This is a genomic window from Actinophytocola algeriensis (genome assembly GCF_014203735.1).
In the GTDB taxonomy this organism is placed as follows: Bacteria; Actinomycetota; Actinomycetes; order Mycobacteriales; family Pseudonocardiaceae; genus Actinophytocola; species Actinophytocola algeriensis.
This window is the reverse complement of the sequence record NZ_JACHJQ010000016.1, coordinates 39,260-57,794: the sequence shown is the minus strand read 5'-3', so window position 1 is coordinate 57,794 and position 18,535 is coordinate 39,260. Positions and strand designations below refer to the sequence as shown.

The following is an 18,535-nucleotide window of genomic DNA, read 5'->3' as shown; positions in this document are numbered from 1 at the left end:
GACACCGCGAAGTCGTCAGGAGACCCGTTTCTCGAACTACCGAGAGGGGCAGCCGCGTGCGTTCGTTCGATGCGTCATCTGCGCACAAAGGACTGTGGCTGGCGCAGAAGGTGTCCGCCGACACGATGAACCATGCGCTGACCATGTGGGATGTGGACGGCGCGCTGGACGCGGCGGTCATGGAGTCCGCGTTCCGGCATGTGTTGGACGAGGCGGAAGTGCTGCGTGTCAGCTTCGTCGACGAGGACAGCGGCCTGCGTTTGGTGCCAAGGGATCTGGGGGACTGGCGGCCGTTCTTCCTCGACGTCAGCGACGCTGTCGATCCCGAGCGGTCGGCGCGCGAGGCGTTGGCCGACATGATCAGGCAGCCGTTCGACCTGGAGCACGATCTGCTGTTCCGGCTGGGCGTGGTCACGCTGTCGGCGGCCCGCTCGCTCGTGGTCATCGCGTACCACCACCTCATCTCGGATGGCTACGGTGTGGGTGGTCTGCTGTCGCGCCGCCTCGCCGAGGTGTACACGGCGCTGACGCGGGGGGCGGCGGTGCCGGAGTTGCCGCACCCGTGGGACACCGGCTCGTTCGCGGCCGGTGCGACGGAGTACCTCGCCTCCCAGAGGTTCGCCGACGACAAGGAGTTCTGGCGCGACTATCTGAAGGACGCGCCCCCGCCCGCACAGGTTCCGCGTGTGGCCCTGTCCGACGCGGCGCGAGTCGCCCTGTCCGAACCGATGGGCAGCGCCGATCGCTGGTCGGAGCTGGCCGACGCCATTGGCGTGGTGAGCAGGACGGTGACCGTCCCGCGTGCCGAGGCGGACGCGTGGACCGAGGTCGCGACGTCCACGGGTATGTGGATGTCGTCGATGTTGACCGCGGCCGCGGCGGTGTACTTCCGGCACCGCTGCGATCATCCGGAGTTCCTCCTGTCGCTGGCCGTTGGCAACCGGGTCGGGGTCGCGAGCAGGACGCCCGGTCTGGCGGTGAACGTCGTGCCGGTGCGGGTGAGGGTTCCGCTCGACGCGACCTTCGCCGAGATCGCCGAGGCGGTCGGCGACCAGACCTACGAGATCTTCGATCACACGGCCTGCCACTACTCGGACATCCAGCAGGCGAGCGGAACCGTCCTGAGTGGACGCGGCAGCTTCGGTGCTGTCATGAACGTCGTCGGGTTCGCGGAGCAACTCCACTTCGCGGGTAGCCCGGCGCGCTCCTTCGGCGGGATCAACGGGGCCTTCAACGAGCTGTCGATCAGCGTCGGCACCGACGGAAGCGCCGACAGCGACCTGTACTTCCGGCTCGACGCCCCCTCGGGCCTGTACTCCCGCGCGGAGCTGGGGTTCATCAGTGCGGATCTGGTCGCGTTCGTCCGGACCGTGATGGCCGCCGATCCGCGGCTTCCGGTCGGTGCCATCGACGTCGTGTCCGGTGCCGAGCGGGACGTGGTGCTGACCGCGCCGAACGACACGGACGTGCCGCTGCCGGAGCTGACGGTTTCCGAGCTGTTCTCCCGCCAGGTGGAGAGGGCTCCCGGTGCCGACGCGATCGTGTCCTGGGGCTCAGCGGTCTCGTACCGGGAGCTGGACGAGCGGTCGACCCGCATCGCCGGGTCACTGCGGCGCAGGGGAGTCGGAGCCGAGGCGGTCGTGGCGGTGGCGCTGCCCCGGTCGGTGGACCTGGCCGTTGCCCTGCTGGGAGTGGTCAAGGCGGGCGGCGCCTACCTGCCAGTCGACCCCACCTGCCCCGTGGAGCAGATCATGCCGGTGGTCGGTGACTGCTCGGTGCGCGCACTGCTCACCGACGCGGCGACGGCCGAGGAGCTCTCCGCCGAACTGGGCGTCCCGGCGATCGTGTTCGGCGAGCTCCGGTCGGACACCGCCGACGACGGCGCGCGGGAGGTTCCGGTCCCGTCGCACCAGGACAACCTGATGGCCGTCATGTACGGCTCCGGATCGTCCGGTACGGCCACCGGAGCCGCGGTGACGCACCGGAACATGCTCCGGCTCGTCATGGATCGCCGCTGGCGGGATGGTGGCCACGGCGCCGTGTTGTGGCATTCGCCGCACACGTCCGACGCGCTTGCCCTCGAGCTGTGGGTGCCGTTGCTGAACGGCGGCCGGGTGGTCGTGGCGCCTCCAGGGAGGCTCGACGTCGACGACCTGGCCGAGTCGCGAACGGCGGACGACGTCTCGACGGTGTGGCTGTCCGCTGAGCTGTTCTCCTCGGTCGCGGCGGAACGTCCCGAGCGCCTGGCCGGGCTGCGCGAGGTGTGGACCGGTGGTGACCGCGTGTCCTCGACCGCGGTGCGACGGGTGCGGGCGGCGTGCCCCGAGCTGACGATCGTCAACGGTCACGGTCCGATGGAGTCGACCGTGTTCGCCGCGTGCCACGGCGCCGATGCCGCACGTCCTGGCATGATCGGCCGCCCGATGGACAACACCGCCCTCTACGTGCTGGGCCCCGGACTGGCGCCGGTCCCCGTCGGCGTGACCGGAGACCTGTATGTGGCCGGGCCCGGCGTGGTGCGGGGATATCCCGGACGACCCGGCCGGACGGCGGAGCGGTTCGTGCCCTGTCCCTTCGGTCCGGCCGGCGGGCGCATGTACCGGACCGGGGACCGGGTGCGGTGGGCTGCCGACGGCGACGATGTCGCCAGGCTCGAGTACGTGGGCCGGGTCGACGCCAGGGCGGAGGTACGTGGTTTCGGGGTCGACGTGGCGGAGGTCGAGGAAGCACTGTCCGAGCACCCCAGGCTGGTGCGGTCGGTGGTGGTCGGTGGGGAGGACCCCGCCGGGCGGCGGTGTCTGGTGGCCTATGTGGTCCCGGTGAGCGGCGAGGCCGTCGACGACGAGGCAGGCCCTTCGGGTGACGAGCTGCGCCGGTTCACCGTGGGGCGGTTGCCGGAGTTCCTGGTGCCGTCGGTGTTCACGGTGCTTGAACACCTGCCGCTGACGCCCGGCGGGAGAGTGGACCTGGCGTCGCTGCCCGAACCCGAGTTCGGCGGCAGGCAGTACCGGGCGCCACGCAACGACACCGAACGGGTTCTGGCCGAGGCGTTCGCCGACGTGCTCGAGCTGGACCAGGTGGGCATCGACGACGACTTCTTTGACCTCGGTGGCAACTCGCTGCGTGCGATCAGGCTGGTCGGCCTGATCAGGTCGGAGCTGGACCAGGAAGTATCCATCCGCACGCTGTTCGCGGTGCGCACCGTCACCGGCCTTTCCGACATGTGGAACAACCTCGCCAAGTCCAGCAGACCGGCTCTGCGCAGGAAGACCAGGGACGGCCAGGTTCTCTGAGCGTCGTCCGTCTCCCAGCCGCCACTTCCGAGCGGTCCTGGACTTGTCGCTACTCCGTGATAACGTGTAGTGGTACTCGGCACTACGTAGTACCAGGGGCGCGAAGAGGATCCGCGATGGATGACCTGACGGAGATGCTCAAGGGCACGCTCGAAGGCTGCGTGCTCCACATCATCGGCAACGAGGAGACCTACGGGTATGCCATCACGCGTCAGCTGAACGAACTCGGCTTCACCGACGTCGTGGAGGGAACGATCTACACCATTCTGGTGCGACTGGAGAGGAACGGGCTCGTCCAGGTGACGAAAAGGCCATCCGGACAGGGGCCGCCGCGCAAGTTCTTCGCGCTCAACGACGCGGGCCGTGAACGGCTCGCGACGTTCTGGACGAAATGGGAGTACCTCTCATCACGAATAGACAATCTCAAAGAGGGCGGGCGATGAGCTTCTGGGAGACCGTGACAGGCAGTGACCTCACGAGGGAATGGAAGGCGTTCGAGGCGCGGGCCGAGAAACTGCCGGCCGAATACCGGGCGGCCTGGGAACGGATCAAGGTCAACATATCCCCGCACTCGGACTTCACGGGCCGCAACCTGATCCCGATTCTCGATGGCGTCCTGGGGCTGCTCGAGGAGACGGCGGCGGACGGGCTGAGCGTCCAGGAGGTGCTCGGTGACGACATCGACGGCTTCTGCGGGGCGCTGACCGGCGGAGAAGAGGCTCCGAGCTATCGCGACCGGTGGCGCGAGCAGCTGAACAGGAACGTCGCGAAGAAGCTGGGCCAGTTGGGAGGCTGAAGTGGGGATCCAGGACATCATCCAGGGCAAGAAGCAGTGGCGTGCGCACATGGCGCGGGTCAAGGCACTGCCGCAGGACTACCAGATCGTTTACAAGGAGATTCAGCGGTACCTCTTCAAGGTCGGACCGATCGACCTGCCTGACGGCCCGGTGCTCTCGAAGATCGTCGACTTCTTCGAGGAGGGCGTCGCGTCCGGCAAGGGAGTTCTGGAACTCCTCGGCACTGACGTCGCCGCCTTCGTCGACGACCTGGTGAAGGACTCGCGCACCAACGCGGACGTCTATCAGGAGTCCATCAGCGGAGAGACCGGCACGGCCGGCAAGTAACACCCGTCGATCCATCAGGGAGGTGGTCACGACATGACCAGAGAGTGGATCAGGCAGAAGTGGCGCTGCCGGATGATCAGTGCCGCCGGAGAACGCACAGGAAGTGAAGAGAGGGCGGTCTGATGACAACGCACCAAGGTCCGGCGATCCGCGTGCAGGGCTTGGAGAAGTCGTACAAGGACCTGAAGGTGCTGCGCGGCGTGGACTTCGAGGTGTCGCGAGGCGGTATCTTCGCCCTGCTCGGGTCGAACGGGGCAGGCAAGACCACGCTCGTGCGGATCCTGTCCACGCTGCTCCGACCCGACGCGGGGACCGTAATTGTCAACGGCTTCGATGTCGCCACGCAGGCCGCGGACGTGCGGGAGTCCATCAGCCTCACCGGGCAGTTCGCGGCCGTCGACGACATCCTGACCGGGCGGGAGAACCTCGTACTGGTCGCGAAGCTGCGGCACCTCGCCGACCCGGGACGGGTCGCGGACGAGATGCTCGAACGCTTCTCACTGACCGAGGCGAGCTCGCGGCGGGCGCTGACGTACTCGGGTGGTATGCGCCGCCGCCTCGACATCGCGATGAGCCTTGTCGCGAGCCCGCCGGTCATCTTCCTTGACGAGCCGACAGCCGGGCTCGACCCCCAGGGGCGCCTCGAGGTGTGGGAGGTCGTCAGGGAACTGGCCGGACGCGGCACGACGGTGCTGCTCACGACTCAGTACCTGGACGAGGCCGAGCAACTCGCGGACCGGATCGCGATCCTCCACGAGGGCCGGATCCTCGTGAACGGCACCCTCGCCGAGCTGCAGGCACTGCTTCCGGCTCCGAAAGTCGAGTACGTCGAGAAGAAGCCGACTCTCGAAGACGTCTTCTTCGCCCTCGTCGGGGAAAACGGCAAGGAGGATGCCGGCGATGACCACAGCGTCGGTACGATGACCAAGGAGCGATGATGAACAGGCATTTCCTCGGCGACAGCACTGTCCTGCTCGGCCGCTCCCTGCGTCACATCGCGCGCAGCCCGGACACCATCATCACGACCGCGGTCATGCCGATCGCCATGATGCTGATGTTCGTCTTCGTGTTCGGCGGCGCGATCGACACGGGTAGCGGAGAGTCCTATGTGAACTACCTGCTGCCCGGCATCCTGCTCATCACCATCGCGTCGGGCATCTCCTACACCGCTTTCCGGCTGTTCGTGGACATGAAGAGTGGCGTGTTCGAGCGGTTCCACTCCATGCCGATCGCGCGATCGGCCGTCCTGTGGGCGCACGTGCTGACCTCGTTGGTCGCCAACCTGATCTCGCTCGTGGTCGTCCTGGGCGTCGCGCTGATCATGGGCTTCCGCACGGGAGCCGAAGTGCCGGCCTGGCTCGCGGTCGCCGGCATCCTGCTCCTGTTCACCCTGGCGTTGACCTGGATCGCCGTCATCCCCGGCCTGTCCGCGAAGTCGGTCGAGGGCGCGAGCGTGTTCTCTTACCCGCTGATCTTCCTGCCGTTCCTCAGCTCGGCATTCGTACCGACCGACGGCATGCCAGGGCCGGTGCGTGCCTTCGCCGAGAACCAGCCGGTCACATCGATCGTCAACACGATCCGCGCACTGTTCACCGAGCAGTCGGTCGGCAACGACATCTGGGTCGCACTGGCCTGGTGTGTCGGCATTCTCGTCGTCGCGTTCGTGTTCGCCACGGCGATCTACCGCCGTAAGATCTCCTGAGAAGTCGACACAGAACGTAGGCTCGAACCACAACAGCCCCGTCCCGGCTGGATCGTGTTCCGCGACAGGAAACCGATCCAGGCCAGGCGGGGTTGTTGTGCTGAACTGGCCGGATTCAATTCTCGACAAGCCTGTTCGTGGGTGTCCTCCCGGTCATGCTGGCACAGAACGCCGGTGGGATAAAGGTTCGGGTGGGTGGCGGGCGGCCGGGCGATTTCGCTGGTCTTGTGGGTCGTGGAGGTCGGGTCCTAGCGTCTCAAACGCCGGCGTCAGCGTTCTGGGTGTCCGCGAGTGCCGGATGTCCCGTCGCCAGGACACTCGTGATCGGTGAGCTGTCCGGCTTCGGTGTTCTTTTCGCATTGTGTCGCTTCGTTTGCACGCTGGGTCGCGTCGTGTCTGTTGAGGACGGTGGCAGTGAGTACGAACCCTTTCGATGACGAGAACGGCAGCTTCTACGTCGTGGTGAACGACGAGGACCAGCACTCCCTGTGGCCGGTGTTCGTGGAGGTCCCCGCGGGCTGGCGGGTGGTCTTCGGTGAGGCGGCCAGGGCCGAGTGCCTGCAGTACGTCGAGCGGAACTGGACCGACCTGCGGCCGAAGAGCCTGCGGGAAGCCATGGCCACGGACTGAAGGCGCTGAGCACGCACATGATTCTCCGGGGAAAGCGCGTCGCTCTGCCTCCGACGCCCGTCGTCCACGCGCGGTTCGAGGCGCACGCAAGGACCACCCCGGATGCCGTCGCCGTCAGCTGTGCTGGGGAGCGGTTGACCTACGCGGAGCTGGACGCCGCGGCCAACCGGTTCGCGCACTTCCTCACCAGGCGCGGACTGGGCCGGGGCGCCAGGGTCGGCCTCTGTCTCGACTATTCGGTCGACCTGGTCATCGCGATCCTCGGCACGCTCAAGGCGGGCGCGGCCTACGTGCCGTTCGATCCGGCCTATCCCGCGGCGAGGCTCCGGGAGCTGCTGCGGCAGAACCCCGGTCTGGCCCTCGTCGTGGCGTCCCCGGCGACGGCCGGGGCTGGTGGCGTCCCCGGCGGTCGAGGTGGTCGCCCCCGGCCGGCTTTCCGACTGCCTCGGCGATCTTCCGGCGACCGGTCCCGACGTCCTGATCACCGGGGACGACCTGTGCTACGCGGTCTTCACGTCCGGGTCGACGGGTACGCCGAAGCTCACCGGGGTGCGGCACGAGGGCTGGTTCAACCTGCTGAACTGGCTGCGGCTCGAGTACGGCCTGCACCAAGGGTCCGCCAACCTGGTCGTCAGTGCCTTCGGCTTCGACCTCTCCCAGCGCAGCCTGATGATGCCGTTGTTCTGCGGCGCGACCCTGCACCTGATGGCGAGCCGCAACTTCGACGTGGCGATGGCCTACCGCCTGCTGGACGAGCACGGAATACGCACGGTGCACTGCGCGTCGAGCACGCTGTACCTCCTGGTGGACTGGGAGACCGCACGTGGGGGTGAGACGCTCGCCGGGCTGGACTACGTGCTCTTCGGCGGGGAGCCGCTGCTCGTCGGGAGGATCGCGGACTGGGCGGGGCGCGAGGGGAACACCTGCACACTCCTGCACCAGTACGGCGTCGCCGAGTGCACGGATGTCGCCTCGTCGTACGACCTCGCTGGCATCCGGCAGGGCGGACACGACATCGCCCCGGTCGGCCTGCCGGTCCACAACACCGAGATCCACCTCCGCGACGAGCGGGGCAGTGGTGTCGGGACGGGGGAGTACGGCGAGATCTGCATCTCCGGAACCAGCGTCGGCGCCGGCTACCTGAACGGTGAGGGACCCGAGTCGGAGCGCTTCACGACGACCCTCGTCGACGGTGTGCCGCGCAGGCTGTACCGCACGGGTGACCTCGGCTACGTCACCGAGTCCGGGCAGCTCGTCGTCGTCGGCCGCATGGACGCGCAGGTGAAGGTGCGGGGCATGCGTATCGACCCCAACGACGTCGAGCGCGCGCTCTGCAGGCTGGACGGGGTCAGGCAGGCCGCCGTGGTGCCCTGGAAGAGCGACTCGGGCGAGACGGAGCTGATCGCGTTCGTCGTCCCGGCTGGGGACGGCCTCGACGGTGGCGGCCTGCGCGCCGGCCTCCTCGAGACGCTGCCGAGGAACATGGTGCCCACCAGGTTCGTCGACATTCCTCGTATTCCGCTGAGTCCGCACGGAAAAGTGGACCGCGCGGCACTGGTTGCGGATTTCGGGAACCAAAACGCCGACATCGTCGACCGGCCGTTGAAGGCGAACGGGAGTACTGCGATGATTGTCGACGGAGTGCACGCCATCTGGTGCCGGGAACTCCAACGCGACGACATAGCGATCGACGACGACTTCTTCGCTCTTGGCGGCCAGTCCGTGATCATGGCCAGAATCCAGGGATTTCTCATCGAGGAACTGGGCGTCGAAGTCCCGATGGACCAGATGTTCCGCAACTCGACGGTCGCCTCCATTGCCGCGTACATCGAATCCAAGGGTGCCGTAACTCAACAGTAAGCGAGGGCCATGTACGACGTAGTTGTCATAGGCGCCCGTTGCGCGGGTTCGCCTGCGGCGATGCTGTTCGCCAGACAGGGTTACCGCGTCCTGCTCCTGGAGAAGGTGTGTTTCCCACAGGACACCCTGTCGTCGCACTACATCCACCAGCCGGGCGTGGCGCTGCTCGACGGGTGGGGGCTGCTGGACAGGCTCCGCGACGCGGGTTGCCGGCCGATCGACCACCAGAGCTACGAGGCGCTCGGTGTCCGTCTCGACGGCTTCTCCCTGCCCGCCGACGGCCACCGGACCACGTACGCGCCGAGGCGTTTCGTGCTCGACCCGGTTCTCGCCGACGGTGCCGTGGCGTCCGGTGTGGACTTCCAGGAGTCGTGCACGGTCAACGACCTCGTCCACGAGGACGACCGGGTCGTCGGGGTGCGGTACACCACGCCACGAGGCGCCGAGGCGACGGAACGGGCGCGGCTGGTCGTCGGCGCGGACGGCATGCGGTCGCTGGTGGCCCGCAAGGCAGGCGCAGAGAAGGTCGTCGAGCGCTGTTCTCAGCGGGTTGCCGGTGGCAGGCAGGCCGACGGCCGCGGCTTCGGCGATCTGGCTCTCCGCGGCTGTTCTGCCTGGCCGGCGGTACCGGATGGTGTAGGCCGCCAGGCGGGGCAGCAGGTCTTCGGTGTTGTCGAACTTGGGTGGCCGGCCGCCGGGCTCGACGTAAGCGGGAGCATCGCCAGGGCGGAAGAGGTTCTCGACCCATGTCGCCACTGTCGGTGGTGGGGTAGTACCTCGTGCTCGAGGTAGGCCACGGCCAACAGGTCCTCGCCGCTGTGGGTCTCGAGTGCTGCGGACCATCCGGGTTCCTCGTCCCACAGGAGCGCCACGTCGCGGTCGGGGAAGCGGCTGAGCCGTGCGTCCAGGGCGATGTAGGCGCAGGCGGACTCGTCGGCCTGGATGTAGGAGCACTCGCCGTGCAGTCCCAGGGATTGGGCGACGAGTCGCACGTACCGACGTAGGCCGCACAGCATGGTGTCGTCGAAGTCCAGATCCATCATGTCGTCGCCGTCCTCTGCCCGGTTCGGGTGAAGTACGCCGACTGTTTGACGTACCTGGTCAGTACCCGCGTCTGTGTGCGGTCAACCGAGGAAGCGCGGACGGTCTGAATCTGTTCCGATCAAGCGGGCGACGGCGGCACGTCAGACGCTGACCGAAGCGTTCCGGCGACGGCGCTCGGTCGGCGTCGGGGGTGGCGCACCCGAGCGCTGGGGCGACATGCGGTGGTTTGTCCGTGGCGGACGTGGCCGGTTCTTCCAGGACGAGGACCGCATGCGGCGGCACAGCGCGGTGCCGTGGCCGGTGCAGGAACAGGTGTTCCGCGGATGACGAGGTCAGCGCGTGGCCTCCGCAGCCGGGTCGCGTTGGGTGGAGCGTCCGCTGACGTCGTCGACGATGGCGGCGTCGATGGCTTCCACGTCGATGCCGCGTTCTCGCAGGAGTGCGTCCACTTTGGCCTCGAGCCGGTCGTCGCCCTCACGGGACTGTGACGAGCCCCAGTAGAACAGCATCGACAGTCCCACTGCCTGCCAGACCAGTTGCAGGAACTCCGACTGCCAGTTCTCGAAGGTCGCGGAGAGGAACTGGGGGAGGAACTGCGCCCAGGTGAAGACCTGGCCGTGTTCTTCGGCGTCGTTGGACACCTCGATCATCTGCGTGATGAACTGGCCGATCCAGCTGAGCAGGAACAACGCCAGCGTCACGAGCGCGAACGAGTACGCCTTGCTGAACGGCGGCCGTCCCCGTCGGTGCATGTTCTTCCGCATGTGCAGCGCCTCCTTCCGTGGATCGACCGCGGAGGAGCCGCCGGTCGACGTCAGACTGCGCGGATACCCGATGATCAGGACGCGCACACGTTCGTGGCCGATCCGGGAACGCGCATCGCGGTGGATCACCACGTGCTCGTGGAGACGCGCGCGATGGCCGGCGGGGCCGCTGGGGAGGGACCGGGTCAGTCCCAGTCCGCGTCGGGGTCGGTGGTGGCGTCGGCGGTGGCGTTGACGACCGCGATCATCCTGTCCGCCTCGACGTTCTGGCCATTGCTGCCGTTGTCGGTGCGGAGCTGGTCACGGGCTTGTTGCTGTTCGCAGTCGTTCCAGGTCTGGAGGATGCCGATGCCCTCGTTTAGCGTGGTGCGCTGCTGCAGGCGGTGCAGGACTCGGCGAGCTGCTTGCTCCCGGGCGGCCTGGTCGGGTGTCGACATGGGCAACTCCTCCATCGCCGCGATGTGTCCGCAGGGAGGCGGCGACCTCCGGCTCCACCCGACGTATGCGGGGTGAGGCGGTGACGGGACGTTGACCCTGCGAGGTTGACGATCCTGCCGTGGCCGGGCTGCCAGGAGTGCCGACGATCAAGCGATGTCCCCACGCTACCGCACCCGTGGCGGGGGCGCGGTCCAGTGAGGGATCAGCCGCGGCCGGTGCGCGACGTGTCGTGGAGGTCGGCGGGGGCGAGGGCGCCGCTGGTAATGGCGTTCGCCAGGTCTCGGATCGATCGGCCACCCTGCGTGCTGGCTGCCACGAACATGGCTCGTGCGACATCCGGGGTGACGCCCAGGGTGCTCGCGACGACGCCGACGGCATGGCCGAGGTGGGTGCGGTCGTTGAGGGTGGTGAGGGTCTGTTCCGCGAGCCGTTCGACCCGGCGCTGGTCCCGCTCCTGGGTCAGGCCGAGCACGGCCAGGTCGGCGAGTGCCTGAGCGAGTCGCCGGGCGGTCGGCGGCAGGTCGGTCCGCGTGGTGTAGAAGATGTTGAGGCCGCCGACGGCGCGGTTCATCAGGCGTAGCGGGTGGGCGTACATGGACCGGAACCCGGCCTCGGTCATCGCGTCGGCAAAGCGCGGCCAGCGTTCCCGCTCGGTGTCGGGGTCGGGGACGGCGACCTCGGTGTTGTCGTCGATGCACGCCAGGCAGGGGCCTTCCCGCAGCTCTGCCTGCAGCCGTTCGACGAACCGCGTCGGTTCGTCGGAGGCGGCGATGACCTCGACGCCACCGCGGGGGTCGGCGATCAGGACACCGGTGGCGTCGGCGGAGAGTAACGTCCCGCAGGCGTCGGTGACGGCACGCAGAACGGCCATGCCGTCGTGGCGGGCCGCGAGCCGGGCGGTGATGGCCGCGATGGTGTCGCTGACGACGTCCTGCGTGGGGGGCACCGGGCCAGCATACGACCGGGGCTGACGCTTTCGCCGGGTGGCGGGTGGGGTCAGTCCTGGAAGGCGTCGGCTCGCAACTTCCGGGTGAGTACGGCGTGGGCGATCTCGAGCAGTGGTGTGCCGGTGCTGTAGGCGTGCGCGCGGAGGCGGAGTGATGCGTCGGCGATGCTGATGTGCAGTTCGGCGGCGAGCATGCCAATGGCGATGTTGACGTCGTCGTAGTGCCCGGCCCCGTCGGCGCTCCTCGACGGTCCCGTCGTGTCGGGGGAGGTGTCGGTCAGCAGTGCGGTGGTGGCGAGGTCGGCCAGGACGGCCGCGTCGGCGAGTTCCTCGGTCGACAACCCGCCGGTCCGGCGGCGGTACAGGTCGAGCGCGCCCAGCCGGATCGCGCCTTCCTGCAGAGGCAGGGCGAACACCGCGGCGAGTCCCTCCTCGGCCGCTGACCTGGCGAATCCTGGCCACCGCGGGGCGGCGTCGGACAGGTCGGCGACGAGTACGGGACCGGCGGTGGTGTACGCCTCGACCCCGGGGCCCTCCCCGAGGGTGTACTGCAGCTCCTCGAGCCGCTGCGCCCAGGTGCCGTTGACCGCGATCAGGTCCTGGGCACGTCCCGACGTGCGGACCGAGATGGCCGCGCCGTCGACGTCGAGCCGGTCGACGGCGACCGCGCAGACCATCGACCCCCAGCCGGGCCCGTCACCGGTGGCTCGTGCGGTGACGAGCCGCCAGAGCCGCTGACGGCGTTCATCATCCACCGCTGCACCTACCTCCGTGCTCCACCGTCGGCAGCTGCCGTCCTGGGCTCTTCTCGGTGTTCATCTTCGTCCAACGCGGGTCGCGACGCTGACCGCAGGTGCCTGGTACATCACGTGGTCGCCTGCGCACCGGGTCGGGCCTCAGACCTTGCCGTTGACGACGTCGGGATCGTCGATGATCAACCGGGCCAGGTCACGGATCTTCCGGTTGGTCCGCTGGGACGCGTCCACCAGCCACTGGAACGCCTCATCGACGCCCAGGCGGTGGTAGACCATGACGATGCCCTTCGCGGTCGCGATGGCATCGCGGGTCTCGAGGGCGACCAGCAGTTGATCGGTCTGCTTCTCGGCGGCAGCCCAGCGGGTCGCGGTGAGGATGATCGAGGACAGTGCGGAGGTGAACATCGCGATGAGCGTGGCCTCGGCCGGGGCGAAGGCGTCGGGCTGGAAGCTCCACACGTTGAGCGCACCGGACAGCCGGTGGTCGAGTGCCCGCCTGCTCGAGGCGGCGCCGTCGGCGGGCAGGAACAGCGGACACGACAACGAGGTGAGGACACCGGTTGTCTCGGCCACGTCCGCGAACGCCGGCCAGCGCTGCGCCATGTCGGCGCGTTCGGCTCGGACGAGGGTCTCGGTGCGGAGCGCGTCGAGACACGGGCCGGTCCCGGTGGTGTACTGGATCTGGTCCAGAGGCACCAGCGACTCCTCGGTCGCCGCCACGGTGTTCGGTGTGCCGTCGACGACCAGCGTGACCGTCACGGCGTCCGCACCGGGCATCAACCTCACGACGCGGGAGGCGACCCGCGCCAGCAACACCTCGCGTGGCTCGTCGGGCCGGATGGAGTCCGTCAGCTCCGCCAACGCGACTGACGTCTCCTGGATCCGATCCATCCCCACTCCCGTGCTTGCAAATCGCGCCGATGACAAGCGCACACGCGCGACACTAGTCCGGTCACCCCGCCCGGACATGCCGGGACGCCGCGGCATTGTTCCTGGTGCTGCGAGGTGCACCGCACGCCCGGCGCGGGCGTGCCGTACGACCCCAGCGCCCACCGTCCGCCGGCCTCCCCCTCCTTGTGGGCTCAGCTCCGCGGCAGGTCGAGTTCGGTGTGCCTGGAGGCGAGGGTGTGCGCGAGTTCGGCGAGCTTGACGTTGAGGTCCTGTGAGGTTCGCCGCAGCAGGTCGAACGCTTGGTCAGCGGTGATGCCGCGGCGCTGCATGAGGATGCCCTTGGCCTGTCCGATGACGTCGCGGGTGTCGAGTGCGCGGCGCAGCTGGGCCTCGCGGAGTTCGGCGAGCCGGACCGCTTCGGTGCGGGCCAGGGCCAGGGAGGCGTGGGTCGCGAGCAGCAGGGCGCGGTCACGGGTCGTCTCGTCGCCGAGCCTGCCGAGTTCGCGGGAGTAGATGTTCAGTGCGCCGGACAGCCGTGGCGGGTTGGCGTCGACCACGAGCGCGGTGGAGAGCACCGAGCGGTAACCGCGGTCCGCCGCCAGCGGTCCGAAGCGCGGCCAGTCGGGAGAGGCGGCGAGGTCACCGCTGTGGGTGTAGGCGATGCCGTCCTCACGGGCCGCGTCGAGGCACGGGCCTTCCTCGTGGGTGTACTGCAGGCCGTCGAGCTCGCTGCCGACGGGGTCGGTCTCCAGTGGCGTGTGCAGCTGCCCGTCGGTCGAGCGGAGGGTGAGGCTGACGAGGTCAGCGTCCGGGACGATGGCGTGCGTGGCGCGCACCACGAGCTCCAGGGCCGAGGCCACGGTCTCGGTGTGCAGCAGTGTCCTGGTGAGGACCGCGAACTGGCGGGCCAGCGGGCTGTGGTCCGGGTCGTCGGCGACCGGGTGGGGTGCGTCCGCCGGTTCGGCGACGAACGCGGCCTTGTCCCGGCGCCAGATGTCGTCCTGCACGTGCGTCTCTCCGTCGCTCGTCTTGCTCTGTCCTTCGTCGGCGGCTCGGTGGCCGCGGCGGTGACCGGAGCATTGGCCCTGCGCTGTCGAAGGCCAGGGTCGCGACCACCCGGCCACCTGACGGTGCGGCGTGTGCCGCGACCGTCGACCGGCCCGCTTCTCGGCCTTGGCGGTCGGGCCGTAGTGGGTGAGGAGCCGGTCGAGGGTGTTGTCCATGTGCTGGTCGCGCACGTTCCAGGACTGGCGCCCGCCGCCGATCATGGCCCGGTAGTACCGTTCGGCGCCGGCGACGATCTCGGCGTTCTGCCAGGCTCCGAAGCGGTTCGCGCCGTCGGTCGCGGCCTGCTCGCGCAGCCGCACGAGCAGGTCCAAGACCTCGGTCTCACAGCTCGCGGAGGCGAATCGGGTGGCGGCAGCGTAGGTCTGGGGGTCCTCGTCGTACGGTTGGAAGCAGCGGTAGGCGGCCAGCGCGACCGGGACCTGGTCGGGGTCGTGCTCGCGCAGGTAGGTGAGGATCTCGCGCAGCGACTCCCACAGGGAGTAGACGTCCAGGCCGTGGAACCCGACCCGGTCGGCAGGGTCCTGGCGCAGGTTGTGCGAGCGCAGCCACCGGCAGAAGTCCAGGACCTCCTCGTTGGCCCATATCCAGGTCGGCCACCGCTCGAACGCGGACAGCGCCGCGCGGGGGTCGCCGGGTGCGTCCGGCAGGCAGCGCACGGCGCGGTCGATCCGGTCGCAGTCGGGCCAGTCGCCCTCGACCGCGACGAAGGAGAACCCCTTCTCGGTGATCAGGCGCTGGGTGAGCAGGGCGCGCCACCGGTAGAACTCGTGGGTGCCGTGGCTGGCCTCGCCCAGCATCACCACCCGCGCCGCGCCCACCCGCTTCAGCACCGCGTCGAGGTCCCCGGCGTCGGTCAGCGGCCGTGACAGCGCGACGGCGTCGTCCCGGTAGCCCACCGTCCACCACCTCCCACGGCCCGCTCGGGACCGAACCACTGGGTAACCGGCCTCGCCGTCATCAACCACGTCAGTGCCAGGCATCAACCTGACGACTGATCGTGCGTGTGCGAGATTCAGCGGCGACCGGTGGGTAGGCCCACGGCATGGCATCGACACTGACCGCGCTCGCGTTGACCTGCACCCTCAAGCCGTCGCCGGAGCCGTCGAGCAGCGATAAGATCGCCACCCAGGTCCTCGACGAGCTCCGCGGCCACGGCGTCACCGGTGGCCTGGTCCGCGTCGTGGACTTCGACGTGCGCCCCGGCGTCAAGACCGACATGGGCAACGGCGACCAGTGGCCCCAGCTGCGGGAGCGGATCCTCGCCGCGGACATCCTGGTGCTGTCGACCCCGACCTGGGTTGGACATCCCTCCAGCGTCGCGCAGCGGGTCATGGAGCGGCTGGACGCCGAACTGTCCGAGACCGACGATCAGGGACGGCCGTCCATGTACGGCAAGGTGGCCGTGGTGGCGGTCGTCGGCAACGAGGACGGCGCCCACAAGATCATCGCCGACTGCTTCCAGGCCCTCAACGACATCGGGTTCACCATCCCAGCGAGCGGCGCACCTACTGGAACTCCGAGGCAATGAACCCGAAGGACTACCTGGACCTGGACAGCACCCCCGACGCGGTCGCCAGCACCAACAAGAAGCTCGCGGCGAACGCGGTACACCTCGCACGGCTGCTGAAGCAGGACCAGTACCCGCCCGCTCAATGACAACTCCGCACCGCCCCAACCTCGTGGGAGCCCTCACCACTCCACCGGTCAACAGCGCGTGATGGATGTGCTGCCGAGCACCCGAACAGCGGTCATCGAGAGGGGGTATGCGGACGTTTCGGGTAGGGCTGGCCGGGCATCCGAGATCATGGTCGACACTTCCGGGACGCCGAGCATGCCACCGGACCTGCCTGACGAGTACTCGGTGCGGTTCGCCGACACCCGGTACGGCCGCGTTCGTGCCCGCGTGTTCGGGTCGCCGGGGGACGAGCCGCCGGTGGTGACCGTGATGGGCATGGCGGTCTCGGACTACCTGACGCCTGCGCAGGCCGCACTCGGCTGGACCCGGTCGTTCCTGGTCGACCTGCCAGGGTTGGCCGGCAGCGGTGACCCGCCCCGGCGGCTGGAGGTGCCGGAGTTCGCCGAAGCGGTGGGCGACTGGCTGGACGCGGCCGGCCTGCCTCCGGTGATCATGGCCGGGCACTCCAGCGGAACACAGGTGGCCGCCCACGTCGCCGCGTCCCGGCCGGACCTCGTCGCCGCGACGGTCCTCGCCAGTCCCACCCTGGACCCGAAGGCCAGGTCCGTGCCGCGTGCCCTGTACTTCTGGCGCCGGGACTCCGCCTACCCCATGCCCGGACTGGACGAGATCCACCGCCCCGAGTGGCGCCGCGCGGGCGTGCGGCAGATCGTGCACCTGCTCCGCGCGCACCTGCGGGACCGTCTCGAGGAGACGGTCCCGCGAATCCGCGGTCCGCTGCTCGTGCTCCGCGGCCGGGAGGACGCCCTGTGCACGGACCGCTGGGCCCGGCACCTGGCCGACGTCGCCGAGGACGGGCGGCTGCTGACCTTCCCAGGCCCGCACACGTTCCTCTGGCGCGATCCCACCGCGTGGTCGGAGCCGCTGCGCGACCTGGCCGCCGAGGTCCGGAAGGCGGCGTCATGAGGCCGAAGCGTGCCGTCGCGTCGTTCGACTCCGCGTCCACCTTTCACCGGGTGCTCGCGCAGCACCTCCACGGGTCGAGCAGCCCGGCGCTCGGGCTCGGTCCCGCCGCGCGTGCGGTCAGCCGGCTGCTGCCGCTGGTGAACCACATGCCGCTCCGCGTCCGCGAGGCCCTCTACATCTGGTCGGGCTGGTCCGAGGCGGTCCAACCGAGCCGCGTGGGCATGGTGGACACGGACGCGATCGCGGAGTGGGCCTGCTCGCAGTACCCGCGCGGGCAGTACCCGGCGGTGCTCGTCGGCTCGTCCTCCGGCGCGGTCGCCCACCTCGCCGCGCTGGCCGGGATTCCCTGGCTGCCCCAAACCTTCCTCGTCCCGGTGCGCCACCACGGCCTCGACCCCGACGACCCGGCCAAGGCCGTGACCGAACTCGCCGACGCCCGGGACGCGTTCACCGAAGCGAATCCGGGGGTGGCGCTGCACCACATGCACGACGCCAACCAGGACCGGCTGATGATCCGCCGCATGGGCTACTTCCGGTTCAAGTACCAGCAGCTGCCCGACGCCTACCGGGAGTTCCTCCGCGAGAACCTGGCTCCGGGCGGCACCGTCGTGGTGACCGACTGCACGGAACGCTGGCCCACCACGGCAACCGGGTCCCGGCAGGTCTTCCAGCACGGCGCCGTCGGCGACGCCACCGCCGAGGAGTACGCGAAAGGCGGTCCGCGGGTCGCCGAGTTCCTCGCCGAGCAGGGCGCGGAACGACGGGCGTGGGACCCACCGCCCGCGGACGGGGACAGCCCCGAGGCGGAGTGGGGTTTCGACCCCGCGCTGCTGGGCGACCTGGAGGACCTGTGCCGTGCGGAGGACCGGCGGCTGGACCGGCTGACCTTCCCGCGCGCCGACGCGCTCAGCGGCCCGGTCGCCGAGCTGTACCGGTCCTGGTACGCCGAGCAGGGCACGCCCGCGGACCGGCTGCTGGTCAGCTGCTTCGCGGTGATCGACGCCCACCTGCCGCTCGCGCGGGGGCTCGTGCCGTACTGGACGCTGTTCGGCACCTGCGCCGCCCGCGACACGCTCGAGAAGTACGTCCGGGAGGCGGAACCGTACGACGAGATCCACCTCGGCCTGTTCTCGCACGGCACCTGCTCCATCGGCAGGGCCGGCATCGAGGACTGGGACAGGGTTCTCGGCCACGCCCGCCGGCACGGCGCCTACTGCGGCGCGGACACCGACGCCTATCCCCAGGACTTCGCGAGCAACGGCCGCTTCCACCGCGCCGCCGCCGCACTGCCGGAGGTGCCGGTCCTGCCCGGCACGGCGCCCTGGGACTGGGTGCGCGAACGGCTCACCACCCACGAGCACCCCGCGGTCGGCTACACCACCGTGCGCTGACCACCGACGGCGAGAACGCGGCATTCG

Annotated in this window: 19 protein-coding genes and 2 pseudogenes; 14 read left to right on the top strand and 7 right to left on the bottom strand. The window is 69.3% G+C overall.

Annotated elements, in window-relative coordinates:
- Window positions 1–56: 56 nt before the first annotated feature.
- The 10 genes and pseudogenes from FHR82_RS44380 to FHR82_RS44340 form a co-directional block, all read left to right on the top strand.
- Entirely contained in the window at window positions 57–3,293 is a 3,237-nt protein-coding gene (locus FHR82_RS44380; protein ID WP_221465090.1) for a non-ribosomal peptide synthetase, read from the top strand.
- Window positions 3,294–3,409: 116 nt separating this feature from the next.
- Entirely contained in the window at window positions 3,410–3,736 is a 327-nt protein-coding gene (locus FHR82_RS44375) for a PadR family transcriptional regulator (protein WP_184816729.1), read from the top strand.
- Complete coding sequence (locus FHR82_RS44370; protein WP_184816728.1) at window positions 3,733–4,089, top strand: DUF1048 domain-containing protein; 357 nt, start codon at window positions 3,733–3,735, stop codon at window positions 4,087–4,089. The genes FHR82_RS44375 and FHR82_RS44370 overlap by 4 nt, the downstream gene beginning before the upstream one ends.
- Window position 4,090: 1 nt before the next feature.
- Window positions 4,091–4,417 carry a DUF1048 domain-containing protein gene (locus FHR82_RS44365; RefSeq protein WP_184816727.1) on the top strand — a complete coding sequence of 109 codons (327 nt, stop codon included), beginning with the start codon at window positions 4,091–4,093 and terminating at the stop codon, window positions 4,415–4,417.
- 122 nt (window positions 4,418–4,539) lie between these two features.
- The gene (locus FHR82_RS44360) at window positions 4,540–5,355 is read left to right on the top strand and encodes an ABC transporter ATP-binding protein (RefSeq protein ID WP_184816726.1); all 816 of its coding nucleotides are present in this window, start codon (window positions 4,540–4,542) and stop codon (window positions 5,353–5,355) included.
- Window positions 5,355–6,119 carry an ABC transporter permease gene (locus FHR82_RS44355; protein ID WP_184816725.1) on the top strand — a complete coding sequence of 255 codons (765 nt, stop codon included), beginning with the start codon at window positions 5,355–5,357 and terminating at the stop codon, window positions 6,117–6,119. The genes FHR82_RS44360 and FHR82_RS44355 overlap by 1 nt, the downstream gene beginning before the upstream one ends.
- Window positions 6,120–6,533: 414 nt before the next feature.
- On the top strand, window positions 6,534–6,749 hold the full coding sequence (locus tag FHR82_RS44350) for an MbtH family protein (protein ID WP_184816724.1): 216 nt from the start codon (window positions 6,534–6,536) through the stop codon (window positions 6,747–6,749).
- A gap of 17 nt (window positions 6,750–6,766) precedes the next feature.
- A pseudogene (locus FHR82_RS48240) lies at window positions 6,767–7,081 on the top strand (AMP-binding protein); the annotation flags it as partial.
- A gap of 61 nt (window positions 7,082–7,142) precedes the next feature.
- The gene (locus FHR82_RS44345) at window positions 7,143–8,609 is read left to right on the top strand and encodes a non-ribosomal peptide synthetase (protein WP_221465088.1); all 1,467 of its coding nucleotides are present in this window, start codon (window positions 7,143–7,145) and stop codon (window positions 8,607–8,609) included.
- Window positions 8,610–8,618: 9 nt separating this feature from the next.
- Window positions 8,619–9,143 (top strand): annotated as a pseudogene (locus tag FHR82_RS44340) (FAD-dependent oxidoreductase); the annotation flags it as partial.
- A gap of 8 nt (window positions 9,144–9,151) precedes the next feature.
- On the opposite strand, the gene FHR82_RS47130 reads toward FHR82_RS44340, so the two are convergent.
- From FHR82_RS47130 to FHR82_RS48235, 7 genes are all read right to left on the bottom strand, one after another.
- Entirely contained in the window at window positions 9,152–9,625 is a 474-nt protein-coding gene (locus FHR82_RS47130) for a DUF6292 family protein (protein WP_260418219.1), read from the bottom strand.
- 360 nt (window positions 9,626–9,985) lie between these two features.
- The gene (locus FHR82_RS44335) at window positions 9,986–10,417 is read right to left on the bottom strand and encodes a DUF6766 family protein (protein WP_184816723.1); all 432 of its coding nucleotides are present in this window, start codon (window positions 10,415–10,417) and stop codon (window positions 9,986–9,988) included.
- Between the two features lie 185 nt (window positions 10,418–10,602).
- Window positions 10,603–10,854: a hypothetical protein gene (locus FHR82_RS44330; RefSeq protein ID WP_184816722.1), complete on the bottom strand. Its 252-nt coding sequence runs from the start codon at window positions 10,852–10,854 to the stop codon at window positions 10,603–10,605.
- Between the two features lie 203 nt (window positions 10,855–11,057).
- Complete coding sequence (locus FHR82_RS44325; protein WP_311771592.1) at window positions 11,058–11,801, bottom strand: GAF domain-containing protein; 744 nt, start codon at window positions 11,799–11,801, stop codon at window positions 11,058–11,060.
- 50 nt (window positions 11,802–11,851) lie between these two features.
- Window positions 11,852–12,556: an ANTAR domain-containing protein gene (locus FHR82_RS44320; protein WP_184816721.1), complete on the bottom strand. Its 705-nt coding sequence runs from the start codon at window positions 12,554–12,556 to the stop codon at window positions 11,852–11,854.
- Between the two features lie 141 nt (window positions 12,557–12,697).
- Window positions 12,698–13,447: a GAF and ANTAR domain-containing protein gene (locus FHR82_RS44315; RefSeq protein ID WP_184816720.1), complete on the bottom strand. Its 750-nt coding sequence runs from the start codon at window positions 13,445–13,447 to the stop codon at window positions 12,698–12,700.
- Between the two features lie 191 nt (window positions 13,448–13,638).
- Window positions 13,639–15,411, bottom strand: coding sequence for an erythromycin esterase family protein (locus FHR82_RS48235; RefSeq protein WP_376706504.1), 1,773 nt, complete (start codon window positions 15,409–15,411; stop codon window positions 13,639–13,641).
- A 146-nt stretch (window positions 15,412–15,557) separates the two neighbouring features.
- Between FHR82_RS48235 and FHR82_RS44305 the strand changes: the two genes are divergently transcribed.
- The 4 genes from FHR82_RS44305 (at window position 15,558) to FHR82_RS44295 (ending at window position 18,508) form a co-directional block, all read left to right on the top strand.
- Entirely contained in the window at window positions 15,558–16,043 is a 486-nt protein-coding gene (locus FHR82_RS44305) for a flavodoxin family protein (protein WP_225943834.1), read from the top strand.
- On the top strand, window positions 16,040–16,171 hold the full coding sequence (locus FHR82_RS47120; RefSeq protein ID WP_260418215.1) for a hypothetical protein: 132 nt from the start codon (window positions 16,040–16,042) through the stop codon (window positions 16,169–16,171). The genes FHR82_RS44305 and FHR82_RS47120 overlap by 4 nt, the downstream gene beginning before the upstream one ends.
- Before the next feature lie 148 nt (window positions 16,172–16,319).
- The gene (locus tag FHR82_RS44300; RefSeq protein WP_221465087.1) at window positions 16,320–17,117 is read left to right on the top strand and encodes an alpha/beta fold hydrolase; all 798 of its coding nucleotides are present in this window, start codon (window positions 16,320–16,322) and stop codon (window positions 17,115–17,117) included.
- Window positions 17,114–18,508 carry a hypothetical protein gene (locus FHR82_RS44295; RefSeq protein ID WP_184816719.1) on the top strand — a complete coding sequence of 465 codons (1,395 nt, stop codon included), beginning with the start codon at window positions 17,114–17,116 and terminating at the stop codon, window positions 18,506–18,508. Before FHR82_RS44300 ends, FHR82_RS44295 begins: the two co-directional genes overlap by 4 nt.
- The last annotated feature ends 27 nt before the right edge of the window (window positions 18,509–18,535 follow it).